At 39.4% G+C, this 22,874-nt stretch carries 23 protein-coding genes; 6 read left to right on the plus strand and 17 right to left on the minus strand.

All coding sequences use genetic code 11. The annotated features are described in order from the left end of the window. From ACFSYC_RS18825 to ACFSYC_RS18875, 11 genes are all read right to left on the minus strand, one after another. A partial coding sequence (locus ACFSYC_RS18825; RefSeq protein WP_377130406.1) for a RepB family plasmid replication initiator protein occupies positions 1-618 on the minus strand: 618 nt, incomplete at its 3' end. Between the two features lie 243 nt (positions 619-861). After that, positions 862-2,556 (minus strand): type IV secretory system conjugative DNA transfer family protein, encoded by a 1,695-nt coding sequence (locus tag ACFSYC_RS18830; protein ID WP_377130407.1) that lies wholly within the window; start codon positions 2,554-2,556, stop codon positions 862-864. Positions 2,557-2,885: 329 nt separating this feature from the next. Further along, a complete protein-coding gene (locus ACFSYC_RS18835) occupies positions 2,886-3,872 on the minus strand; it encodes a DUF5712 family protein (RefSeq protein WP_377130408.1) in 987 nt (328 codons plus the stop codon). Between the two features lie 4 nt (positions 3,873-3,876). Continuing rightward, entirely contained in the window at positions 3,877-4,542 is a 666-nt protein-coding gene (locus ACFSYC_RS18840; protein ID WP_377130409.1) for a BfmA/BtgA family mobilization protein, read from the minus strand. A 234-nt stretch (positions 4,543-4,776) separates the two neighbouring features. Next, the gene (locus ACFSYC_RS18845) at positions 4,777-4,989 is read right to left on the minus strand and encodes a hypothetical protein (protein WP_377130410.1); all 213 of its coding nucleotides are present in this window, start codon (positions 4,987-4,989) and stop codon (positions 4,777-4,779) included. 489 nt (positions 4,990-5,478) lie between these two features. Further along, the gene (locus ACFSYC_RS18850) at positions 5,479-7,230 is read right to left on the minus strand and encodes a serine hydrolase domain-containing protein (RefSeq protein ID WP_377130411.1); all 1,752 of its coding nucleotides are present in this window, start codon (positions 7,228-7,230) and stop codon (positions 5,479-5,481) included. Positions 7,231-7,619: 389 nt separating this feature from the next. Further along, on the minus strand, positions 7,620-7,901 hold the full coding sequence (locus ACFSYC_RS18855; protein ID WP_377130412.1) for a helix-turn-helix domain-containing protein: 282 nt from the start codon (positions 7,899-7,901) through the stop codon (positions 7,620-7,622). A 4-nt stretch (positions 7,902-7,905) separates the two neighbouring features. After that, on the minus strand, positions 7,906-8,256 hold the full coding sequence (locus ACFSYC_RS18860) for a type II toxin-antitoxin system RelE/ParE family toxin (RefSeq protein WP_377130413.1): 351 nt from the start codon (positions 8,254-8,256) through the stop codon (positions 7,906-7,908). Positions 8,257-8,511: 255 nt separating this feature from the next. Then, positions 8,512-8,793 carry a DUF6922 domain-containing protein gene (locus ACFSYC_RS18865; RefSeq protein ID WP_377130414.1) on the minus strand — a complete coding sequence of 94 codons (282 nt, stop codon included), beginning with the start codon at positions 8,791-8,793 and terminating at the stop codon, positions 8,512-8,514. A 42-nt stretch (positions 8,794-8,835) separates the two neighbouring features. Further along, the gene (locus ACFSYC_RS18870) at positions 8,836-9,120 is read right to left on the minus strand and encodes a hypothetical protein (protein ID WP_377130415.1); all 285 of its coding nucleotides are present in this window, start codon (positions 9,118-9,120) and stop codon (positions 8,836-8,838) included. 2 nt (positions 9,121-9,122) lie between these two features. Further along, positions 9,123-9,713, minus strand: coding sequence for a recombinase family protein (locus tag ACFSYC_RS18875; protein WP_377130416.1), 591 nt, complete (start codon positions 9,711-9,713; stop codon positions 9,123-9,125). A gap of 653 nt (positions 9,714-10,366) precedes the next feature. On the opposite strand from ACFSYC_RS18875, the gene ACFSYC_RS18880 reads away from it, so the two are divergent. After that, on the plus strand, positions 10,367-11,428 hold the full coding sequence (locus ACFSYC_RS18880; protein WP_377130417.1) for a glycosyltransferase family 2 protein: 1,062 nt from the start codon (positions 10,367-10,369) through the stop codon (positions 11,426-11,428). Positions 11,429-11,434: 6 nt separating this feature from the next. Further along, positions 11,435-12,307: a hypothetical protein gene (locus ACFSYC_RS18885; RefSeq protein ID WP_377130418.1), complete on the plus strand. Its 873-nt coding sequence runs from the start codon at positions 11,435-11,437 to the stop codon at positions 12,305-12,307. An 83-nt stretch (positions 12,308-12,390) separates the two neighbouring features. Here ACFSYC_RS18885 and ACFSYC_RS18890 read toward each other — a convergent pair whose 3' ends face one another. Both ACFSYC_RS18890 and ACFSYC_RS18895 read right to left on the minus strand, forming a co-directional pair. Next, complete coding sequence (locus ACFSYC_RS18890) at positions 12,391-12,828, minus strand: hypothetical protein (protein WP_377130419.1); 438 nt, start codon at positions 12,826-12,828, stop codon at positions 12,391-12,393. A 36-nt stretch (positions 12,829-12,864) separates the two neighbouring features. Continuing rightward, positions 12,865-13,839, minus strand: a complete 975-nt coding sequence (locus ACFSYC_RS18895) for a hypothetical protein (protein ID WP_377130420.1) — start codon at positions 13,837-13,839, stop codon at positions 12,865-12,867. A gap of 116 nt (positions 13,840-13,955) precedes the next feature. On the opposite strand from ACFSYC_RS18895, the gene ACFSYC_RS18900 reads away from it, so the two are divergent. The 4 genes from ACFSYC_RS18900 to ACFSYC_RS18915 are packed head-to-tail and all read left to right on the plus strand — an operon-like array spanning position 13,956 to position 19,099. Then, positions 13,956-16,196, plus strand: a complete 2,241-nt coding sequence (locus ACFSYC_RS18900) for a peptidase domain-containing ABC transporter (RefSeq protein WP_377130421.1) — start codon at positions 13,956-13,958, stop codon at positions 16,194-16,196. Positions 16,197-16,200: 4 nt separating this feature from the next. Further along, complete coding sequence (locus tag ACFSYC_RS18905) at positions 16,201-17,505, plus strand: HlyD family efflux transporter periplasmic adaptor subunit (RefSeq protein WP_377130422.1); 1,305 nt, start codon at positions 16,201-16,203, stop codon at positions 17,503-17,505. Between the two features lie 43 nt (positions 17,506-17,548). Then, entirely contained in the window at positions 17,549-18,421 is an 873-nt protein-coding gene (locus ACFSYC_RS18910; protein WP_377130423.1) for a hypothetical protein, read from the plus strand. Between the two features lie 9 nt (positions 18,422-18,430). After that, positions 18,431-19,099, plus strand: coding sequence for a glycosyltransferase family 32 protein (locus tag ACFSYC_RS18915; protein ID WP_377130424.1), 669 nt, complete (start codon positions 18,431-18,433; stop codon positions 19,097-19,099). Positions 19,100-19,113: 14 nt separating this feature from the next. Here ACFSYC_RS18915 and ACFSYC_RS18920 read toward each other — a convergent pair whose 3' ends face one another. The 4 genes from ACFSYC_RS18920 to ACFSYC_RS18935 all read right to left on the minus strand — a co-directional run. Further along, positions 19,114-20,550: a TolC family protein gene (locus ACFSYC_RS18920; protein ID WP_377130425.1), complete on the minus strand. Its 1,437-nt coding sequence runs from the start codon at positions 20,548-20,550 to the stop codon at positions 19,114-19,116. Between the two features lie 112 nt (positions 20,551-20,662). After that, complete coding sequence (locus tag ACFSYC_RS18925; protein ID WP_377130426.1) at positions 20,663-20,914, minus strand: hypothetical protein; 252 nt, start codon at positions 20,912-20,914, stop codon at positions 20,663-20,665. A 43-nt stretch (positions 20,915-20,957) separates the two neighbouring features. Further along, on the minus strand, positions 20,958-21,563 hold the full coding sequence (locus ACFSYC_RS18930; RefSeq protein WP_377130427.1) for an AAA family ATPase: 606 nt from the start codon (positions 21,561-21,563) through the stop codon (positions 20,958-20,960). A 710-nt stretch (positions 21,564-22,273) separates the two neighbouring features. Beyond that, positions 22,274-22,874, minus strand: a 601-nt coding sequence (locus ACFSYC_RS18935; RefSeq protein WP_449288994.1) for a hypothetical protein, incomplete at its 5' end; no start/stop codon positions are given.

Consider the following 22,874-nt stretch of genomic DNA (forward strand, 5'->3'; position numbering starts at 1 on the left):
CATCTGATAGATCCTGATCGTATAACTTGAATTGGCACCAAGGGCAACCTCAAGCATATAGCGGGTATATTGTTCAGCTCCTTTTTTTCCTTTGGGGATTTGTATGAGATATTCGGCAATGGATCTTTCAATTTTTATACTGATCACCGATTTATAATCTGCTTCGTCGGGAATTAAAGCCGTAATCAGCGATGTGCTGATGTGGTATCCCTTTCCATTATTGTCTTTTAACGGGATTTTAACATTGATTTCAGAAATCTGGGAGATTGCCTCTTTTATTGGGGTGTAAGCCCTGGGGTCTTTTGTGATATCTTTAAGTGAGAGGTCAAATTTTATGGATTGTTCAAACTGTTTAAATAAACTCAACTGTTTAAAGTCCCCGTTATTCATATCCAGTTTTACAGCTTCCTGCAAATTGAGCATGATAGCCGAAAATGCTTTGAGTTGCGTAAGTGAAAAGCCGTCAAAGATGGTAAATGTAACCCGGTTAGGTTGGATAACATAGGTTTGTAATTCGGGTAGTACAACTACTTTTCTTGTCTTTGCTGTAAGTTTTACGGTTTTTTTTACTGGCACTAACGCTTTTATTTCCGCCTTGGGTAGTTTGGGGATTTCCATTTTTCTTAATTGAACTTATTCCTAATCCTTCAATTTCGAAGATATAAAAATAATCTTGACTATTTATACATACTTATGTATTTATGTAATTACATAAATTTAGATTGCTGTATCGGCTACACATTAAAAATACTATCAGGTAATTGCATGTCCGGGTTACTGCCGCCTTTCCGGTTTAAAATATCTTTGGCCTCGCTGACAATCTTTGAAAAATTGCGCTTGACCATATCCGGGCTGACCTGTTTAAAAGCGGGTAGGGGGGGTAGCCTCGCTTTTTTCATCTTTGAACCGGCAAAAAAATTCCTGCTGGTTACCCTCGGCCACCAATCCCGCAAAAACACCGGTAGGCAAACGCATGGTGTCTTGCGCCTCGATGCGCTCCCGTTGCTGCAAATTCTGACTACGCGACACCGAAGCTTTGCCCTGGCTGACGTTGACACTTTGACTTTCAAACAAGCGTTCTTCTTTGCCGAATAATTTACTGATCCTTTCGGCGGTTTTGGGGTTGGTCGTACGGCCGTAAGCCTGGTTACCCAAATTGGATATGATCGTTTCCGTTTGTGTCGGGCCGTACCGGTCTTCCAACTGTGCCAGATCCTGCGCAACGACAATGGTCGCCACCTTGTTACTCCGCGCGGTGGCGGGCAGCTCGTCAAATTTCGGGATAATGATCGTAGGAGCTTCGTCCAGTAAAACGATGGACGGTAATTTTCCGGCCTGGTTCAATTGTTTTAAAGCTGCTGTAGCGATCAGCGATAGGAGCGGGGAGTAGGTATTGCTTAGTGAGGGGTTGTTACCTAAAACCAATATTTTGCCGCTTTCCGGGTTATTCAGGTCAAGGGTAAAGTCGTTACCCGACATTACCCAAAATATTTCCGGGGTATTTAAAACGGCTAATTGATTTTGCAGCGTGGCGAACATACCGCCAATGGTGTTTTCACTATCTAAGGCACTGGCCACGCTGGCGATCATCCCGGCCACCTGGTCGTTACCCTGTAATAATTCGATCAATTGCCTGCGCTCGTGGGTAAGCAGTAAACTAACCGCATGGGGTAAGGTGCAGTGTTGTGGGTTTTCCTCCCGTAAATACCATATCGTACCGGTTAGCAAGGCTTCGGCCGACTGTATCCAAAAGTCCCGTTTCCGCGCGGCTTGCGGGTCAAGGTTGGTTATGATGGCGCTGGCCAGCTCACGGGCGTAACTCGCATTTTCCAATAGCTTTGCCGTTAATGGGTTGACCCGGTGGGAGCGGGAGAGGTCGGTAAAGTTGATATAATATTTTTGGATGGCCTGCCCATCCGGGTAAGCACCGTTAACGACTTCGGCCAGCGTTGGAAATTTATAATCGTAAACTATACCCGTAAACCCTTTTTCTCCGGCCTGCCCGATGATCGGCTCAACCAGGCTCTTGCTTTTGCCGCTCCCCGCACCGCCGACCACCAATAAGCCGCGAAATAAATTATCCAGCCTTAATTTACCCTTGTCGGTATTAAAACTGTAGGAGAGGGGCGGGCTGCGCTCCGGCAGGACATTTTTTAAATTACCCATATTTGGCAACCCGCTTTTAATACGCAGCCCTAATTGCGCCACTATGGCGATCACGGCAATAACCGCATAATTCGTACTGAGCAACGCGCCAACCAAGCCCCAATAAATGGTAGAGCGTACAAAAAAATTATTCCAGACCACATCCGGGTTAAAAATGGCGGAATCACCCATGAGCAAAAACCGGTAATATTGGTACTGAAAGAATTTAAGGCCGAACGTGGCCAATAGGTTGACCACGATGCAAAGCACCAGCCCACCGGCGGCCAGTAGGATATAAGCCGTAACACCGTTGGACCGGATCAGCCCGAAGTGATATAAGAGCCAAACGATTATGCCATTAAACAGGATCAGGCTAAACAGGTCTTTAAATAGTTTTTTGAGCGGTTCCATACTGCCGGGGTTAGGTTACGGGTTTTTTATTAAACCCTTTTTTCAACGGAAGTGTTTTGTATACATTATTCTTTCCGAAAAGTGCGCGTCGGCGTGATCAGCGCCCGGCCTGGTTAAACTTTTGTATACAAAAATTTTAAATTTATCGACTGCAGGCGCAGATCCGCGACGAGCTGGCCGTTTAAAATGTATACATTTGGTATACTATCCGGCGGCATAACCAAAAATAGCTAATTTCAGCCCTTTAGGGTAAAAAAAAAATTAAATAGCCTATTTATCAACTTATTAAAAACATCGCGCCCCGCGGGCTTAAAACAGTCCGCTCCGGGCTATAGCCTCGGCCCTCTCCTGCGCTGCTGCTCCCGGTTTTGCTCCTGTTCGTTTTGTTGGTTTTTTTGTTGTTGTGCTGGTGCTTTTTCAAACTCCGTTTTCAAAGGCCTGATCTCCGGCATGGCCAGGCTTTCAACCCCGGTGACCGGTGTTTGTTCCGGCTGCTGCTCTGCCCCGACCCGCTCCGCTCCTGCCTGTTGCCTGCGTTCCTGCCCGGCGCTTTGCTGCATGGCTTCCTTTTCCATGAGCGTTCCGGTCTTCATGGTTTTGTGATAGGCAAAGCTGTCCGATATTTCCCTCGGGTAACCTGTCATTTCATCAAACGCTTTTTCGCTCCCCTCCTTGAATTGGTTTCTTGAAAATCCTTTATACACCTGGTTGTTCTTTATTTTGCCGATGCTCCCGGACAGCTCGGTACTGTGCGGACTGATGGCCAGTTGCTGATCGGCTGTCTTGGCGCTCATGATCACCTGAACGTGCATGTGGTGTCCCTGCCTGATATCGCCTTTTCTGGCCTGTCCTCCCCTTACCTCCGGGTCGTTAAATTTATAGTAACGGTTTTTTTCCACCTTGCCGTACCAGGTCAGGTCTTTGCCGGAAAGTTCGCGGGGGTCTTCTACCCTGCCCCGCTTACCGGCGGCTTTGGCGTATTCCTCCATCACCTCGTTACTGACGTAATCTTTCAGGGCCGCTTTCATTTTTTCGGGCTGGCCTCCGGTGAGTTTTTCGAGGTGTTGCAATTCTTTACTGCTCGGACAAATGTCCACTTCAAAAAATTTTGATGCGGTGGCCGACAACCCTTTTTTGTTGTTATCGATATGGTTAATGACCTCCTGCGGGGTGATGTCCTGCCGCCCGGCATTGAACCACATTTCCGGCTGCTGGCCGGGTGCCAGTTCCTTGTTTTCTTTCTCCAGGTAACCGACCAGCCCGGAGCAACTCCCGGCGTTCCCTCCTTTTCCGGGATTGGCTGCTTTGACAAACATTTTATTATCCTCCTATCGTTTCCGGCGGTGTGGTGATGCCTAATTTCTTTTTAAAATGCAGGATAAAGTTTTGTTGGATCTGCGGTGCGTTCTGCGGGTTGGCCAATACACTATCTGTATATTTCTGCATATTGCCCTTGATGACCTCAAAAAGCCCGGCGGTGTCTTTATAGGCGGCCAGTCTTTGGGTGACCATATCGTTTTGTGCCTGCAAATGTTCCAAGATGCCCACTTGTATTTTACGTAACGACTGATCATTCGTTTGCAGGTTATCGCAAGTTTCACCGATGGCGACAAGCGCATTGGACATCCGTACAAAGTCCGCCGCGGTCGCCAGCTCACCGGTCGCTGCCGGGCTGTTTCCCGTCTGGCTTTGCCGGGCAAATAACAAAACCTTTTCGATCTCTTCCCGGTGGATCTTCTCGTTCTGACGGATAAAGGCGATCACCTGGTCAACCCTTTTTTCAAGCCGTTTGCCTACCGTGTCCGGCACTTCTTCCAGTGGGCTTATGCCTAACTTTTTGAAGTAGTTGATCATGCCCTCAATGGCTTCTTTTTTACTGTTGGCTTTCCATTCTTTTGTTAACTTTGTAAGTGCCTGGTTGGCGGTTTCCGATAGCCGCAAAGAGGTTTCCCCCCTCCTGTTGCCGGTATTTTCGTTTTCTTCCATGGTTGGTGTTTTTTCGCTTCGTTGTATGCAGCTTTTACCCTCTTGCATACATTTAAACACTGTATATCAGCCTTTTGTTTTAATCGGCATGCCTCATGTATGCCGTTACCCCTCTAAAAACAGCCGTAAGGCCGTTTTTAGCAAGCGTCTCACACTTTGTGTGAGCCCCGCTTGCCTGTAATCCGGTAAACCGTCTTACCGCAATTTTTACTTCGTAAAAGTAAAAAATAAAGCTTACGAATACTGCGTAGCGGCATATTCGTAAGCTTTGTTTTTCGCAGGAAAACGACCGGCTGTTTGAGGGTGCGCAGCTTCCGTAAAACCGCCTTTTTCCAAAGGAAAAACTATACGCCTGGTACCGCGCGTATCTGCTTTCCGGGCAGTAAAATTCGGCCTATCGTTTCCTCCGGTTTCTTCGTGTTGCAGAAATATTTTTAAGGGATACAAGTGTTACGGTGTTTACCCAGGGGAAGGTAAAGTAGCCGGGGTGGTTCTTCCACCTAAACGGATTGCACGAGGATCTGGCCCGAACCCCACCCGGTCGCCTGTTTTGGATTATGGTATTTTTTCAATGGTGTATTGATTAGAAAAGGTATATTGCATTATTAGAGTAAGCAACCCGCTTACTTATGATAAGGTTTAGGAAAAGCCTGTTTTCCGCGAGGGCAAACAGGCTTTTATTTTCTACACCTTTTTAGATTTAAGCTTATGCCTGGCTGGCCATTAAAACACGGTAATCAATAGGAAAACGCATATGTAGACCTGGTGATATGCAGCTTAGTATTTAATCATATTTCGTAAACAACTCTGCTTATTTCGGTCGGGTTCCGTCAAGGGCAGCGATGCGCAGGCCTGTGGGCGGAGCTGTTTATGTTACCCTTTACGGGTTCCGGGCTAAATGAGAATTTTGTGTAGAGATAAGATGATTCAACGAAATTAATCATTAATAGCTTTTAATGCCTCGATTAATTCAATACCTAGTGAATCACCGGTTGTAGCATTGTTGGTCAACACAACCACCGTTAGTTGTTTGTCCGGGTCAATACAAATCATAGAACGATACCCGCCTGTGCCGCCTGCATGTTGTAAGACATTCTTAAAATCGGCTAAATAGTGCCAACCTAATCCTATTATATTAGTACCATCGTCAAAAGTAACTCGATGTGTTAATCTTAAAGCTTCATGTAGGGGTTGATTTGGATGAAGTAATTGCAGCTTGCTGTAGCTTAACAGGTCGAATGCAGAGCTTTTCAACACTCCTGCACCTTGCATTGCAAGAAATTTCCATGGCGCTACCGGCTGATCTTGTTCATTATATCCTTGAGCCAGCGTTGTTGAATTATCGGCCGCGAATCCGGTTTCGGTCAGTTTAGCTGGGCCGGTGATATATTGCCGGAGAAGCTCTTGATAGGATTTATGATAAATACGTTCAAGTATAACAGCCAACAAACCAGCGCCAAAGTTACTGTAACCATACTTAGCGCCAGGTGGGTTATTAATTTTGCAATGCTTTAAATACGAAAACATATCATTAACGCCATAGTTTTCATAAGGCTGATATGTATCAGTAACATTTGCCTGAAAATTGTCAGGAAGTCGTGGCAGACCAGATGTATGATTAGCTAATTCCTCAAGCGTAATATTTTTTATTTCTTTATTTAAAGCGACTGAATCGGGGAGAAATTTAGCAATAGGTGTTGACAAAGTAACTTTACCTTGTTCTACAGCTATTGCGAGCAACGTTGCTGTAAATGTTTTGGTTATTGAACCTATATCGTAAATTGTATGAGATACTGGAAGCTGGTTGTTACCAACTTTGGTTTCCCCGTAATTATAAAAATAGTCTTTCCCTTTATAGTAAACTCCTGCACTTAATCCTACGTTACCTTTAGTTTGAATATAAGTAGTTACTATATTATCGACTACGCTATCCAACCGCGTTCTTTTTTCATTATCAGACAGCGCCCTGGCTGCTTTTACAGCTTTTTCTTTATAAGGCTGCAAAGCAAGTGTATTAAATTTGCCTTGTTCATCTAAACCAATAATAAACTGATAGGGCATCAGCTTATATCTATTAACCCCATTTTCACTACCCAAAAAAGTAGCTTCTGATAGCGGTGTTAATGGGAAAAGTCCATTTTCTGCGATACTTTTCCATTTTACTGCGTCAATTTGATTCTTAAAACTATTGCTTGCGAAAAGATAAATGCTATCGGCCTTCTTTTGGTTAATCAATAATAGTATTTTTTGGGCTAGTATGTTCGTTTTACGTTCAGCCTCAGTCATTTTCAATACGTTTACTTCGTCCTTATAAGGGACAAAAGAAAAGTTATTTAATTTCCCCTTTTGATCAAGACTTACGTAATAGGCAAGCGTAATTTTACCTATCAATTTGTATTTATTGATCGAATCTTTACTGCTGATAAATACTGTTTTGGTAAACGGCAAAAGACTAACAAATTGTTTATAGACGTTATTCCATGTTGGCTGTGATATAGTCTTTCTAAATTGATCTCCTGTTAAATGATACACACTATCCGGCAGATCTATATTCATATAGTTAACGGCCAAACGGGCAACTTTGTCCGTTTTTTGTTCTAAAGTTGTGGTCTGGGCTTTTATACTGGAAACAGTGAAGAAGAAGATTATTGTTTGAAATGCTATTAATTGATACGCTATTTTTGACATGTGAATAAGGGTAAAAACTTATTATAAACATAATGATATTAACTTATACCATCATAAATGTTTGCACAAGTCTTAGAATATAGGGCAGCTCCGTCTTTGCAATGGTGTGGAGCATAGCGCAACACGGTTGCCGGTGGTGCTTTAAGCGGGTGAGGTAGCTGATTAAGCGTTAGCGTATAAACGGACGAACCGGCTTAAAGCACCTTTTTTATTTTTAGCGGTTATTGGTTAAATTTATTATTAAGCTTCTTGCGTGTTATGCGTTAGTAGCCTGGAAGAAAATTAGCATAATTTGTCTGCTAAGACGGAGCAAGGCGCACTCTGTAAGGGTACGGCCGTAGGGCAACGCCCCGTCTGCTACCTGGTTATGCAAACTCAAAATGGGTTAATTATAGTTTAATGGAAAGTTCTAAATGTCCCCCTAAACCATTTTCAACGATTTTTTTTAAGGTTGAAAAACGCACCTCTTTAATGTTGTTTTCCAATTTGGAGATATACGATTTGGTCGTACCGACCTTTTCGGCCAGTTCCTCCTGGGTTAACCCTTTTTCAATCCGGGCCTCGTGTATCATCGCTCCGATCTTAAAGGTTTCGTAACCCGCATCGAGCTGATCGCGCCTGGCTGTGCCGGGCTTCCCATAGGTTTTATCCTTAAATTCCGCTAACGTCATGACGTTACTTTTTTTCGTTTCCATATTCCTCTTTTATTTTAAGCGCCCTTTCTATTTCCTGCTTCGGTGTCTTTTGGGTCTTCTTTTGAAACCCATTTGTTAAAACGATTAATTGCCCCTGGTCAAAAAAACAGAAAATGCGAAATATATCACTGCCCTGCTGTACCCTGATCTCATAAAGGCCGTCAGTATTTTCCAGGTGTTTTAGATAGGTTTCCGGAATTTTTTGCAGGGCTTCTATCAGATCGAAAGTCCAGATTATTTTATCCTGCACCTTTTCCCGCTGCTTAACAAAAAACTCCTGGAAGTAGTCCTTGTAAAAAATGATATTCCGGTACTTATGCTCCTTATTCACCAAACAAAGATACAAATTGTTGTCCCATAGTGAAACATTTATTTAACGGCTAGGTGTTGGATGCCTGTAAGATTTTTTCTACGAGTAAAAAGCAACTTGTTGTATACAAAAAAATCAAGCCGCCTGGTGGCTCGTGCCCGGGTCTGCGCAGATCCCCGGTCAATCTTTTTTATTTTGTATACCTATTTGCCGGGTCATTGGTAAGCTGCGGATCTGGCCAGCTCCTGATATCGGATTAATTGTATACAATTAGGTTTAACTTTTCCAGTGGCGGGGTCTGTCTTTATTGTGATAACATTTCAACTCCTCCAAATGAATGCCAAACACCACATGAACAAAATTCATATCAATGGGGTTTAAGTAAGCTATTTCTTTAGTGGCCTGGTACACACCATCTTCACCATAAAGATTAAAGATCGCATAAAAATCATCCGGCCAGCCTCTTTCTATCACACGCTGCACCACCACCAGGCGCATGGCTTGATAGTCAAAATTCGTTAAATCATACTCCCATAATAAGGATGGCTTAACTGTCATTATGGGGTGTTGCTTGTAATCCGAAAAATACATCTGTGTTTATTATAAATAAAACTCCGGGTAAGCCGGGTTGGTCTTTTTAATATGTGCTATTTCTTCCGGTGTGGCCATTCTTACAAATTTGGCGGGGGCTAATACACCGGTAATTTTTACCACCTTAAAGGCCCCATTTGGGTATTCTAAGATCGTCTGCTCTTTTGGTATATGTTCTTCGGTACACATAAAAGTATGGCCATTGGACAGTTTATTTTTACGCAGTTCCCTTATGGTTTTATTTGCTTTTTCCTGAATGGTTGCTATCCTGTCCGCTTCTTCCTGCTCTTTCATATTTAAGCTGTTTGTTGTTTAGGATCTGCTTTAGCCTGAGCCGTAATATACCGGTAAGCGGTAGACTTCCCGATTTTTAACAGATCTGCGATTTCCTGATGGGATAGCTTGGTATCCTTATATAATTTATAGGCTTGTGCCGCTTTCTTTTGGTTGCCTCCTGTTAATCCTGGCTTACGGCCCGATATATTGCCCCGCTCCTTTGCCGCCTTTAATCCCGCTTTGGTACGCTCTACGATGATCTCCCGCTCAAACTCGGCCAGCGCGGCAAATAAGTTAAAGGTAAACCGCCCGGTGGGTGTCGAGGTGTCTATTTGGTTATGCAGGCAAACAAAGTCCACCCCCTTGGCTTTAAAGCCCTCAACAATTTCGATCAGGTCTTTAAGTGATCGCCCTATCCTATCGAGCTTCCAAACCACTACCTGGTCGCCTTTCCGTAATTGCTCCAGCATTTTTAAAAGTTCCGGACGTTCCTTGTTTTTTCCTGTTATTTTCTCACTGTAGATCACCTCGCAGCCATGCGCCTGCAATTCATTGAGCTGCATATCTAATAACTGATCGGCGGTACTTACCCTGGCATAGCCTATTTTCATATATAGTGCTTGTTTTCTCTCAAACCCATATAAATATACGAAAATAAGAATAGCTTTTGAAGTTATTTTGAGAGAAAACGAAACAGCCAAAGAAGCATAAATTTACACTTTGGGAAATAGGCTTAAACAGGATCGGTCATTCTCTTTAAACGGCCGTTTAATGAGAATACTATTCTGTTCGATTTGTTATTAATTTAACTTAACCGATAAGAATATAATTCGGGCAATTGACGGTTACCAAAACCATCCAACACCCCCGCTCTATAACGAAATCTCGGGGGTTAAATACATATCTGTATGGCATAACATTGAACCTATAAGTCCTGTTGGGCTTTCTAATGCAGTGCTTCGTATTAGGTGCCCCAAAGAGATCCGCCACAATTACTCAATCTCCACCTTGTCTAATGCTGATATTCAGCATTGAGTCGTTCGAGTGCCTTTGACCTCGTTATTATTCATTTAAATATACTATAGCTGAAACAGGCATCCCAAAGAGTGGTTGAATAATTTGTTTTTGAATGATTATTCGTTAGTTTTGGTAGAAGGCTAAAGTATGCGTTAATTTCCTAAACCGCTTGCATTAACCTTGGTCGAAAATAGTTTTATATTTTCAATCTTCGGTTTTTCAAGTACAATTTCTCGACTAAATGACAATGTTTAAAATTTCTTTTTGTACAACCTGTATGAACCGGCTTTCACATTTAAAACAAACGCTAAAACGCAATATATTGGACAACGAGGACTATCCCAATTTAGAGTTCATATTGCTTGATTACAATTCTACAGATGGACTTAAAGAATACGTCAGATCAGAACTACACACGTTTATTACAAGCAAAAAATTGGTTTACTATAGGACAGAGGAACCAAAAAAATATAACATGTCGCACTCTAGAAATCTAGCGTATAAATTAGCTACTGGAGACATTGTCTGTAATATAGATGCCGATAACTTTACAGGCGCGGGTTTTGCAACATATATTAATGGTGTTTTTAAAAAGAATGGGAATGTTTTTTTGAGCACCCATGATGAAGGGGGTGTAAAAAAAGATGTTTTAGGTAGGATCTGTGTAAAAAAGAAAGACTTTTTAGCCGTTAACGGGTATGATGAAACTATGAAACATTATGGATTTGATGATTATGATTTTTTAAACCGATTACAATTCCTTGGGCTGACAAAGAAAGTTATTTCAGCTCCCCAATTTTTAAATGCTATCACCCATTCGACCGCTGAGCGGATGGAAAATTTTATTACTGTCAAGCTTGAAAAACTTTTAATAAAATATATTTCCCCAGCGGAATCTACATTGCACTTTTTATATACAAACAATACGTGTGCTGTTGGAACAATAGTTAACAATCACAATTTTAATGCTATAACAAGTGACGTAGCTTTAAAAAAGGCCTTAAAATACAGGTTTTCTATTGCTGAAAAATCTTGGGCTGAAGGGGGCTGGCAAACCAATGATGACAGCATTATAATATCCATTAATAATAATCCTCTTAAACTTGACAGAAAAGAGCAAAGGTGGCTAGAAGATAAAATGCAAAATAAATATCGAGATATATCGTCGACTGTAATTATAGAAGAAATGATATTTTTTTTACATCAGCTGTCAAACAGGTTGATAATGGAAAGTAATTGTTTAAAAGGTATCAGCAAGGTAAATAACGCCGGTTTTGGTGAGGCTATTGTCTTTAAAGAGCTCTATTAAATATAAATGGAAACAACAACCAAAACTCATTTATGCATTTCTATATTTTATAGCAAAAAAAAATGGAATGAATTGATATGCGAGTGTCTGTCTCCTTTTTTAAAACGAAACGCAGACGTAATTTATTCTTATTCCATAACTTTTTCAACAGCCCAGGGGGAAAATATACAAGTTTTGATTAACTGTTTCAACGGGTTTATTTGCCAGCGCGAGTTGGATAATGCGCTTAGCTTATACTTGAAAGACAACCCTTCCGTTTTAGAAGATAATGCCCCTGAAAAGGACTCTTTGTTCGTCAATTTTCCAAACAACAAACACCTTTATGGATTATTCAAGCCGCCGCGGCTCAAACACGGCGATTCTAATGAATTAATAAACCATAATTTCCAGGTGCTGATAAGTAAAAGCATAGTTTCCAAACTATCTCAAAGTCCAATAAATCAGGAAAGAATTTTAATATTCGGCATATATATTCAGTGTGTGGTGTTCAAAGTGATTTTTGATAAAAACAAATTAATCGCTAATAACATAAAAGAAATAACCAATACATTTATGCAGACTTTGCCAATTGACGCACAAGTTAGTGTCGAACTACGGTGTTTATTTGTTCAGAGAACACATGCAGGAGAATTAAATATTTTGTTTAACCAAATGTGGCTAAATAGTGCCGTTACTACTGATTTTAAGTGGCTCCATGATCTATCTAGGGAACTTCGCGATCTTTTAGCAACCACAGAAAAGACTAACGAACTATCGGTTACCCTTTTAAAGCTTCTCTTTGAACAGCTTGATTTACGGTCAAACCACTATATCGCACTATCATCAAATTTAAATTACCATTTGGTTCTACTTATGCTATATGTCAAAAAAATGTTATAACAAATGCGCCCCTTTAAGAGTGTACCTTTGTTATAACATTTGCCAGATCTGTCTTGTCTAGAGGCTGCTTTTACTTTTTTATACTATCGCACGTTATTTATCTTATACCCTCCATTCCGCTTTACTACCCACACATTTATTGTGGCATTGTATTCCGAATATTCCCAACGTACGGTGTAAGAGTTTGTCGTTTTTCTGTTTTTTTTTATGGTCAATTTGTCTAACATTTTTATGTTTGCATCTTGAACTTTTAAGATTTGGTCTTCGTCAACCGCCTTTAGTTTTTTCAACAACGAAGGTGTACAATACTTTGATAAGACCACATTTGGCTTTTTAAGATCAGATCCCGCTACAGCTGTAATGTAATCAGTATAAAAAGCTTTCAACATTGCTATTGCTTCTGTGTCTGAAGCTTCCGCCTGCGTTGTTACGCTTCGTTTAAGTGCTATAACATCATAGCTATTGGCATTGATACCTACGGTTAAAAATGCGATTAAAAGTATTATGATTTTCTTTTTCATTTTATCAGTATTGTTGAATTGACAGATCTTTTTAAATTATTGTCTATATATTTTATAATCGTTATCACCCCACGATGTTCCTGGCATAAAGTGATTTTGCTTGAAATCAGAAACCCATTTAGAGCCGTCATACATTTCAATGTGCCCGTCTTTATGATTCGCTGATTTATTAAATACCGCAACATCCCCCGCTTGCGGAGTATAATTATTAGTGTTCGATGAAGAGCTTACTGTATCAAATCCCCAATCCGGTAAATAGCCGGAATACTGATATGCACTAGGAGGGTGATTGGATGTGTCAATTCCCCCCGCTTGCATTGCTAGCCGAACATACCTGGCGCATCTTTTAATTGATTTTGGAAGCGCATTTTGATCCAGGGTTGAAATAGCTTTTAATATGTTCATGCCTTGATCAACTGCCCTGCCTTGTGGAATACCTCCTTTTATTACAACTTCTTTTAACCAAATGCTGCTTCTTACTACAACTTCTTTCAATTCGATTGGATTATCTGGACCGCCAAATCCGCCGTAGTTACCCCAATCGTCCCTAGAGGTGCCTCCCCCTCCCGTGCTGCCGGAGCTTCCATAACCACCAGAATCACCATAATCTCCATACCCTCCAGAACCCATGTAAGGGTCTGGGTCGTTATACCCTTTATCTGAGAACATAAAGTCCATTGAACCATAGTCATCGTCGCCGGCGGCATAATCTACGTTCCCCGATGTAGTATCGCCTCCGCTGTGAAAAACAGCGTTTGCAAAAGCGACTACGCTACCCCCGGAGTCAAAAAAGAACCCATTACTGCCGTGGCTACTTGAATCTACAACATGCTCAGGTGTCACATCCCAGGAGTTATTAGTCCAGTCCGCGCTTGTATAGGTTCCAGAATCATGGCTGTTAAAAAAATCTGTTACCCAATCGGTCCCACCTTTAGTAGAAATTGATTCTAAATCACTAATTGGGTTACAGTCGATGGTAAGTTGATCTAAAGAGAGTTTTAATTTTTTCATGGTTTTTTTAATAAGGTTATAAGTACCGTAAATTTGATTTTTTTTATTTAAATAAACAAAATTTTTTATTTAAATAAAAAACGCTTATTTGCTATCTCCTAAATCAATAAATTACAATGAAATTTAAGCAATTCCCATTAGACCGGCAATTAGACCGTATGGACTGCGGGCCCGCATGTCTAAAAATGATAGCTAAATACCACGGTAAGTTTTACTCACTGCAATATATACGGGATAAGTGCGGCATAACTAAAGAAGGTGTTTCACTTCTCGATTTAAGTTACGCTGCCGAGGCTATTGGATTAAGGAGTTTATCTATAAAAGCAACTATAGAAGATTTATATGAAAAAATACCATTCCCTTGCATCGTACATTGGGCAAATAGCCACTTTATAGTAGTTTACAGGGCGACAAATAAGAGTGTATTTGTTGCTGATCCCGCAAAGGGGCTGATCAGTTATTCTTTAGACGAGTTTAAGGCAAATTGGTACAAGCCGAACGAGTATAAAGGAACTGTCTTGGCTTTGGAACCTCAAGCCGATTTCAAACAGCGACAGATTAACGAAAAGCGCGAACAAAGGAAAACTTTTGGAAATCTTTTGACTTATTTTACTCCCTATAAGAAAAGTTTTATCAATCTTTTTATTGTAATGCTGGTTGTTACTCTTTTGCAGGGGTTGCTACCATTTATATCAAAAGCCGTTATAGATGTTGGGATACAAACACATGATGTTGATTTTATAAATATTGTACTGATAGCTAATATTACTATAATAGTCAGCGTCACATTTGCAAACGCGGTACGCGACTGGATTCTGCTACATGTTACATCGAGGTTAAACATTGCCTTGATTTCGGACTATCTGATAAAACTCATGAAGTTACCCATAACTTTTTTTGAGAATAAAATGACTGGCGACATATTGCAGCGCGCAAATGATCATGAGCGTATTAGGAGTTTTATAATGAACAACTCATTAAACCTGATTTTTTCTACAATAACGTTCTTGGTTTTTGCCATTATTTTACTAATATTTAACACATTTGTGTTTCTTATATTTTTTGTTGGCAGCGTATTGTATGTCGCTTGGGTTTTGGCGTTTTTGAAAATCAGGAAAAAGTTAGATTGGGAATATTTTGAGCTAATTTCAAAAAACCAAAGTTATTGGGTGGAAACCGTTTCAAGCATACAAGACATCAAAATCAATAACTATGAAAAAGCGAAGCGCTGGAAATGGGAAAATATACAGGCACGCCTTTACAGAGTGAATATCAACGTTTTATCTGTGAACAATGCACAAAATTTGGGGGCGCAGTTTATCGATAGTGTAAAGAACCTTTTAATAACTTTTTTTTGTGCAAAGGCGGTAATTAATGGCGAAATAACGTTCGGCGTAATGATATCGACTCAGTTTATTATAGGTATGCTCAGCGGCCCTGTTCAGCAGTTTATTCAATTTATTGTATCGGCTCAATTTGCTCAAATAAGCTTTTTACGCCTTAACGAAATACACCAGCTTGAAGACGAAGATGAAAACATGGGAACCAACAGCGTTGAGCTTCCCGATAAGAAAGATATTACTTTAAATAATGTAGCTTTTCAATATACCCCAAATGGGGCAGTCATCTTAAAAGGAATTAGGCTAGTAATCCCACAGGGCAAGATTACAGCAATTGTTGGCGATAGCGGCAGCGGTAAATCAACGTTATTAAAATTACTCTTAAGATTATATAAGCCGGTTTATGGTGAAATATCAATAGGTGGAATGAATATCAATAACATTAGTTTAAAACAATGGAGAGAGCGGTGTGGTGCCGTTATGCAGGATGGAAAAATCTTCAACGACACAATCCTAAACAATATTGTTCTCGACGACGAAAAGGTTGATTATGAACGATTAAAACACGCTGTAGAAACTGCAAATATAGCATATGAGATAGAGCAAATGGCGTTGGGTTATCAAACTGTGATGGGAGAGATGGGAAGGGGCCTAAGTGGGGGGCAAAAACAACGAATATTAATTGCCAGGGCTTTATATAAACAACCTGATTATCTGTTTTTGGATGAAGCCACAAATTCTCTTGATAGTATTAACGAACAAAAAATTGTAAACGCATTAGAACATGTTTTCAAAAATAAAACGGTCGTAGTGATTGCGCATCGGTTGAGTACAATTCGGAAAGCAGATCAGATAGTTGTAATGAAAAACGGCATGATTGTCGAAGTCGGCAATCATGAATCACTGGTAAAACAGGAGGGGCGATACTTTGAACTCGTACAGTCCCAGATAGACTTGGTTACTTCGCTTCACGCTGAAAACGTTGACAATGATGTCGAGCTGATAGAGAAATTATAGACCCATGAAAGAAGGAATTACTCTCAAAAATATAGAACGCACCGAAGAAATTCAGGCTATCATAGACCGAATGCCAACAAAATTTGGCATTTGGATAACAGGTTTTGTTTTAGCTTTAACAGTATTGTTTTTTGTATTCGGATGGTCCATTCGCTATCCGGACATTATTATAGGTCAGATTGTAATGAATGCTAATTCATCCCCTGTTAAATTAGTCGCATATACAGGGGGTAAATTGTATTTAATTAAAAAAGCACAAAGCCACGTTAATGAAGGAGACTATATCGCATACGTGGAAAATTCAGCCAATTTAAGTGACATACAAAACACATACAAATTGATTAAAAAGTTGAACGTAAATAATCTTGGCGTTCAGGTGGATTTCCCTAGAAACGTGTCGCTTGGCGATCTAAACACAAAATATTTTTCTTTTATTAACGCGTATGATGATTTACTAAACCATAATCAAGCGGATCTCTTGCTAAGGCAAGGTGAAATTTTAGGAAAGACATTAATTGAACAACAAAACACATTAGAAATCTATACTAAAAAACTATCTTTAAGTTTAGAAAATGTTAGATTAATGATTAAGTTTCATAAAAGAGACTCAACGTTATTCAGAAACAAAGTAATGTCAGAAGCCGAAATCGACAAATCCGATATGGCTTTTCTTAGCGTAAAAGATTCATATAATAATATGTTAAATGAAATTACTACCGTTAAAGAGCAGATACAAGAAACAAGAAGCAAAATACAGCAAAATAGCATACAGAAGAGTCAAGAAAAAGGCAAATCTCATTTAAATTTAGTCACCACTTATACTGACCTTGTTGATAATTTTAAACTTTGGGAGCAAAAATACGTTTTCAAATCTCCCATAAAAGGCATCGTTCAATTTTCTAGGTTTTGGAATAATGGTGAGTTTTTACAGGCGGGCGAACCTGTATTTACAATTGTCCCGGTAAAAAGCAAGGTATTGGGCCAGATGACCTTACCGTCTTCGGGGGCTGGAAAGGTTAGGGTGGGACAAGAAGTGATAATTAAATTAGATAATTATCCATACCGGGAATATGGCAGCATAAAAGGTAAGGTATTGTCAATATCATTAACTACAAATACTGTTAAAACTGAAAAGGGCGAGGCGGAAACATATTTAGTTAACGTTGATTTACCTGACGAACTAAAAACAAACTACGGATCAAAACTCGACTTTAAATACGAAATAAAAGGCACAGGCGAGATTATTACAAGGGATAGGAAATTGATAGAAAGGCTGTTTGACAACATGAAATATTCGGTAAATAAATAAAAATGCCTATAAAAAATAACCAATACATTCATTCTTATTGCAAATGCTTCAGATAAATGCGTCAATCGCGCTACACAAAGAAAGGATATGGTGTGCATACAGAACGCAGCATCTGTTTAAATTTGATGCAAAATCCTTTATTGCGGAATTAAATACGGGCTTTGATCCCTTATCAATAAAAAGACTTGTTGCAGAAAATGGAAATACCGCATTCGAAGACGTAAGGCTTTTTTCCGCTGGAGATCTATTGCTTGCTTTTTACACCTATTTTCCATATGCTCCCGGAGGCGGTTGGGAATGGAAATTTGGCGTTGGCCTTGGAATCGTTGACGAAGAAACAGGGGTCATAAAGACTCAGATTTCTCTGCGACATTTGGGTAGACGTACACATGAAAAAAATTGGTCACCTTATATAGTTGAAGGCGAGATTTTCATGATAACAGACTACGATCCATTTATTAGAGTAATAAAAATTGGGAATATGACCGGCGCCTTTAATACACATGAGGTTTATGTTTCTTTTTTAAAAACTAAGGGCTGGAAGTACGGTGAATTACGAGGGGGTACGCCATTGCTACAAAAACCAAACTCACGAGACGGCTTTTTTTACGGATTTGTTCATTCCTATCTAGTCAATGAAAAGGGATTTAAACGATATTATTATTATACCGCGGTTAGGTTTGAACACGCGAGTAAAAAAATGGATTTTTATCCAGAACCGCTAAGCTATGAGGACGATAGGCCGGATGCAAGCTATGAATTACTATGGAAATACAGCAATAATAAGTCGATTAAAGTAATTTTTCCGATTGGTATTATGCACCATGAAGACGGTGTTATGGTATCGTTCGGAAAAGATGATGTTGCTAGCTTCACCCAATATTTCACCTGGGACTTGATAACTAACTTATTTTAAAAGTTAAAGATGGTTAAAAACATTATTCATCAGATTACCGGTCCAAGGGCAAATGATTTTATAAATTTGTGTTTAAACTCATGGCATTTTTTAAAGGATCATGGCTTCGAGATTATTACATGGGACGACGAGTCCATCAAAAATTTCATAAAAGAAAAAGCTCCTTTCGCTCTAATGGCATTTGAACAAGCACGAAATCATGGTGAAGCATCGGATATTGCAAGATATTTGATAATTTATCATCATGGTGGATATTACGTAGATTGGGATATTAAACTCACTAGAATTGACTTATTTTTAAATTTACATAGGGAATTTAGAAATGGATATTTACTAATAGACCCGAAAACAGGTGTAATTTCATCCGAGCATTTTGCTGCTTCCGCAAATGAAGGGTATCTCTTGAAAATAACTCACGATATTATAAATACTTTTAACAACGGAGATAGACCGTTAATGGATACTCCCAGTTATTCTGGACCCAACAGGATGAAGGTTTCATTACAGAAACATAATGGTTCCAGACAGACCGTTATACCTATCAAAACTGTCTTTGAATACGATTATTGGGAGATTAAAAAAGCAGATGGAAAAGGTCGGTCTAAACCAATGATTCATTATTGGCTAAATACCTGGGTGCTGGCAAATCACGCAAAATATCCTATTACTAACCAATGATCAGGATTTTTTTTTTAAAGTGTGATGGTTTTACCCAGGTAATAGTCAATTATTTTGCTTCTGAAAACGACACTGTAACGAGCCTCGATCATATTGTTTTCCGATTTATTAAAGTTGGTAAGCGCGGTATTATAATCCAGGGAGTTTACCAAACCAACATCATAACGCTGCTTGGTAACATTCAATGCATCTTTATTAGCCTCGAATGTTTGCGTTGCCGATTGATATTGTTTCTCTGCCGATTGCAAGTCAAGCACCGCCTGTATGATGGTTTTGCTTAAATTATTTTTTGCTATCTGCGTACTTAGCTGTGCGTTCTGCAAGTTTAATTCGGCCTTGCGCACGTTAGTGCGGGTGTTAAACTGGTTAAAGATAGGGATCCGTATACTTAACCCTATGTTCTGATTAAAGTTATCACGAATCTGGCTAAAAGCCGAATAAGGGCCATATATAGACTGGTTAAAAGACGTAACTACCGATTGATTGGTAGCCTGTACTATACCAATTTGTTGGGTAATGGCTGTTTGCCCTATAACTTTTTGATTTAATCTATCAGAATAACTTGAAGCTAAACCGCCATATAAGCTAACCGTTGGGTAGTAACTACCCTTAGCTATTTTGATAGCCTGCTGATAGGTTTTTTGTTGAAATTCAGACAGGCGGATATCAGGGTTAACAGTCAATGCAGTTCTTACCACTTCGTTAGCATCATACACGGTTTGGATATTGGTAAGCTTGCTGATGTCCGGCCTTTCTACCTCGATAGGCGCATATGGGTCCATTTCCATATACTGTTTTAATATCAACAAAGACAGATCAAGTTGATTTTGTGTAGTAGTTAAATTAAAATTTGCTGTTGATACCTGCGCTTTAGATTGTGAAATATCGGCCAGTGTTTGGTTGCCCACTTTAAAGCTGATGTCTGACCGGGTTAAAGTTTGGTTGGCAATATCTATTTGTTGCTTCGCAGCGGTAACTAGGTCCTGGTTTGTTAGTATTTGCAGGTAATCTGTTACTACGCTTAAAACAAGGTCGTTTTTAATTTTAGCGGTTTGACCTTTGTTAACATCCAATAACAATCTGTTTTGGATGATCTGATTGCGTAATTGCCCGCCCTGGTAAACCGTAAATTGCAATTGCGCATTACCATTTACGTTTAATGATGTTGACGAAGTATAAGTAAATGAACCCGCAACCTGGCTGCGACCAAAGTTATAACCACCTTGCGTACTGGCATTTAAGTTTGGTAGTAAATTATTTTTTGCTTGTTGAAGCTCCAAACCACCTATAGACTCGGTAACCTGTGCTTGTTTTATGGTTAAATTATTTGCCAAAGTGCGGTCGACCGCACTTTGCAGTGTGATCTTTTCCTGTGCATTTACAGCAAGGCTTGCTAAAACTGTAAACAGCAGAATGGAAAGAGAATAATACATCCATTTATATATTTTCATAAAGTAGATAAGGTATATAGGTTGTTAAAAAAATACTATTTGAATAATTTATAAATAACAATAAACACTAGTAATTATACATAAATATGTATTTATGTATAATAAAAATTTACTATCTAATTACTCCTAACAGGTATTTTTCCAAGGCCCTTATGGCAATTTCCTTTTGGGACAGCTCTTGTTCAACACCGTAATTTTTTATTTTTTTTAATAGTGTTTTAGGTATCCACACATTCAGTTGCCCTTCTTCCTCTTTACCGGATATATTATTTTTTACCGGGTTTACTTCCTGAATAGGTGTTTTAGGTTCTTCGTTTTTTAAACGGTCAGCCAGGTTACCTAATTTATTTTTATAATCTGTCATTTTTTATAGATTTATGTATATGCAAAATTACATAATTATGTATTTACATAGTTATGTAATTTACTATTTCTTCTGCTAACGCTGTTATTTCTTCCTTTGCCTTACTATCCTCCCCACTTAACACCCCGCCGGTCATAGGCGACCTGGTGAAACTTACCCGGTCGTGAACAATGGTATTCATTAAAGGCACATCGAAACCTTTTAATAATTCCTGTACTTCCCCGGTTACGCCCGACCGGTGTTTTATCATATTTAATACAATACCGGCACCAAGCTTTGTATGTTTCAATTGCGCTTCTTTAACCAGGGCTACTGTTGAGCGGATGGCCATTACATCAAAAAAACCTGCTTTTGTAGGAATGAGTATATAATCAGAAATTAAAAAAAGTTCCGGCAACCGGTTTGAAAGATAGGGGGGCGTATCAATAATAATTAACTGATGTTCCAATTTTTTTATTTTTTTAAAATTATCCTCCTGTATAATGGATAATTCGGGTAAATCATTTTTAAGATCAGCTATACTCCCTTGCAGATCGGTATCCACTAAGGCAACCGTTAACTGATCCTGAAAACAAACAGCCAGGTTAAGAGCAAGGGTGCTTTTACCTACCCCTCCTTTTTGGTGCGCTATTGTAATGATTTTTCCCATAACCAAATATATACATAATTCTATATTTCTTCAATTACATAAATAAATAATTATACATTTATGTAATTACATAATTATGTAAATCAACATCTTTTTTATTTAGTGTAACAAATACCCGTATTCATCCCGATCATTGGCGGGTTCGTCCCGTAAAGCTTACTTTTTTTCAAATTCATTTTGCGACTAATTCTGAACTTATTTACAGCTATTAATATAGGCGGTGTCCAGTAATTTTAAATCGCTTTATATGGTTTCTTAGCCTATGTTATGGTGTACATATTTAACTAATTTAGATAATACCGGCTTATAGCTGCGACCAATTCTGAACTTTATAAATGTGCTTTATAGGTATCCCGTAAAAAGTGCGACCAATTCTGAACATTTTTGCGGCCGCGCCACCAGTATAAAATTGTTTTCGATCCCTTCTTCCAATTTTTCTTCACCTCTACCTGTCATTTTGGCATTTTTCAGAGCAAAAAGCACCTTAAATACTTATTTTTTTAATAGTTGATTAATCATTTGATTAATCATTTGATTAATTGTAGGCCTCCGTAACTAATACATAACCAATGCCTTACAAGGGTTTAGAGCGACTTATTCTGAACATTTTGGCGACCAATTCTGAACATTTTGGCGACTTATTCTGAACATTTTGGCGACCAATTCCCAACTCCTTAAAAACACCTGCAACCAATTCTGAACTTTTAGGCCTACTTTAACCAGTCATTTGATAAAAGAGATTGTAAGGCATAGGCTTTCTTGTCTTTTACCGGTTGGGAAGATTTATAGCTTTCCTCAATACGTTCTGAAACCTTTAATATCTTCATGATAATCACATCAGAAGATATATTTTCATTATCCAGTATGTGTGCAAGCTTCTGTAAGTCGCTATCCTTAAAGGCAAAATGTACGCTCAATAGGTTCACAATGGAAGCCCGTTGTTTGAGCATGGTTTCCTTAAATTCGGGTGTAATGATTTTGAAGTTCAGGTATAGCTCCTTTTGGCCCTCGGAATTTCGCTCCATTGTTTTAAAGCCGTCCACGTCGCAATTAAACCAACAGTCCGCTTTCTCAAACAGATCTGCCTGGGCTGGCATCAATACTTTCTTTTTAAAATCACTGAATTTGCTGTATGCATCCGGCTTGATGGCCAGCAGGTGTCTAAACTCTTTATAGGACATTCTGAACCCTCCCTTGCTCTTCCAGGAAGAGATCATCTGATAGATCCTGATCGTATAACTTGAATTGGCACCAAGGGCAACCTCAAGCATATAGCGGGTATATTGTTCAGCTCCTTTTTTTCCTTTGGGG

Origin of the sequence: Mucilaginibacter antarcticus (assembly GCF_042686155.1) — a bacterium.
In the GTDB taxonomy this organism is placed as follows: domain Bacteria; phylum Bacteroidota; class Bacteroidia; order Sphingobacteriales; family Sphingobacteriaceae; genus Mucilaginibacter; species Mucilaginibacter antarcticus.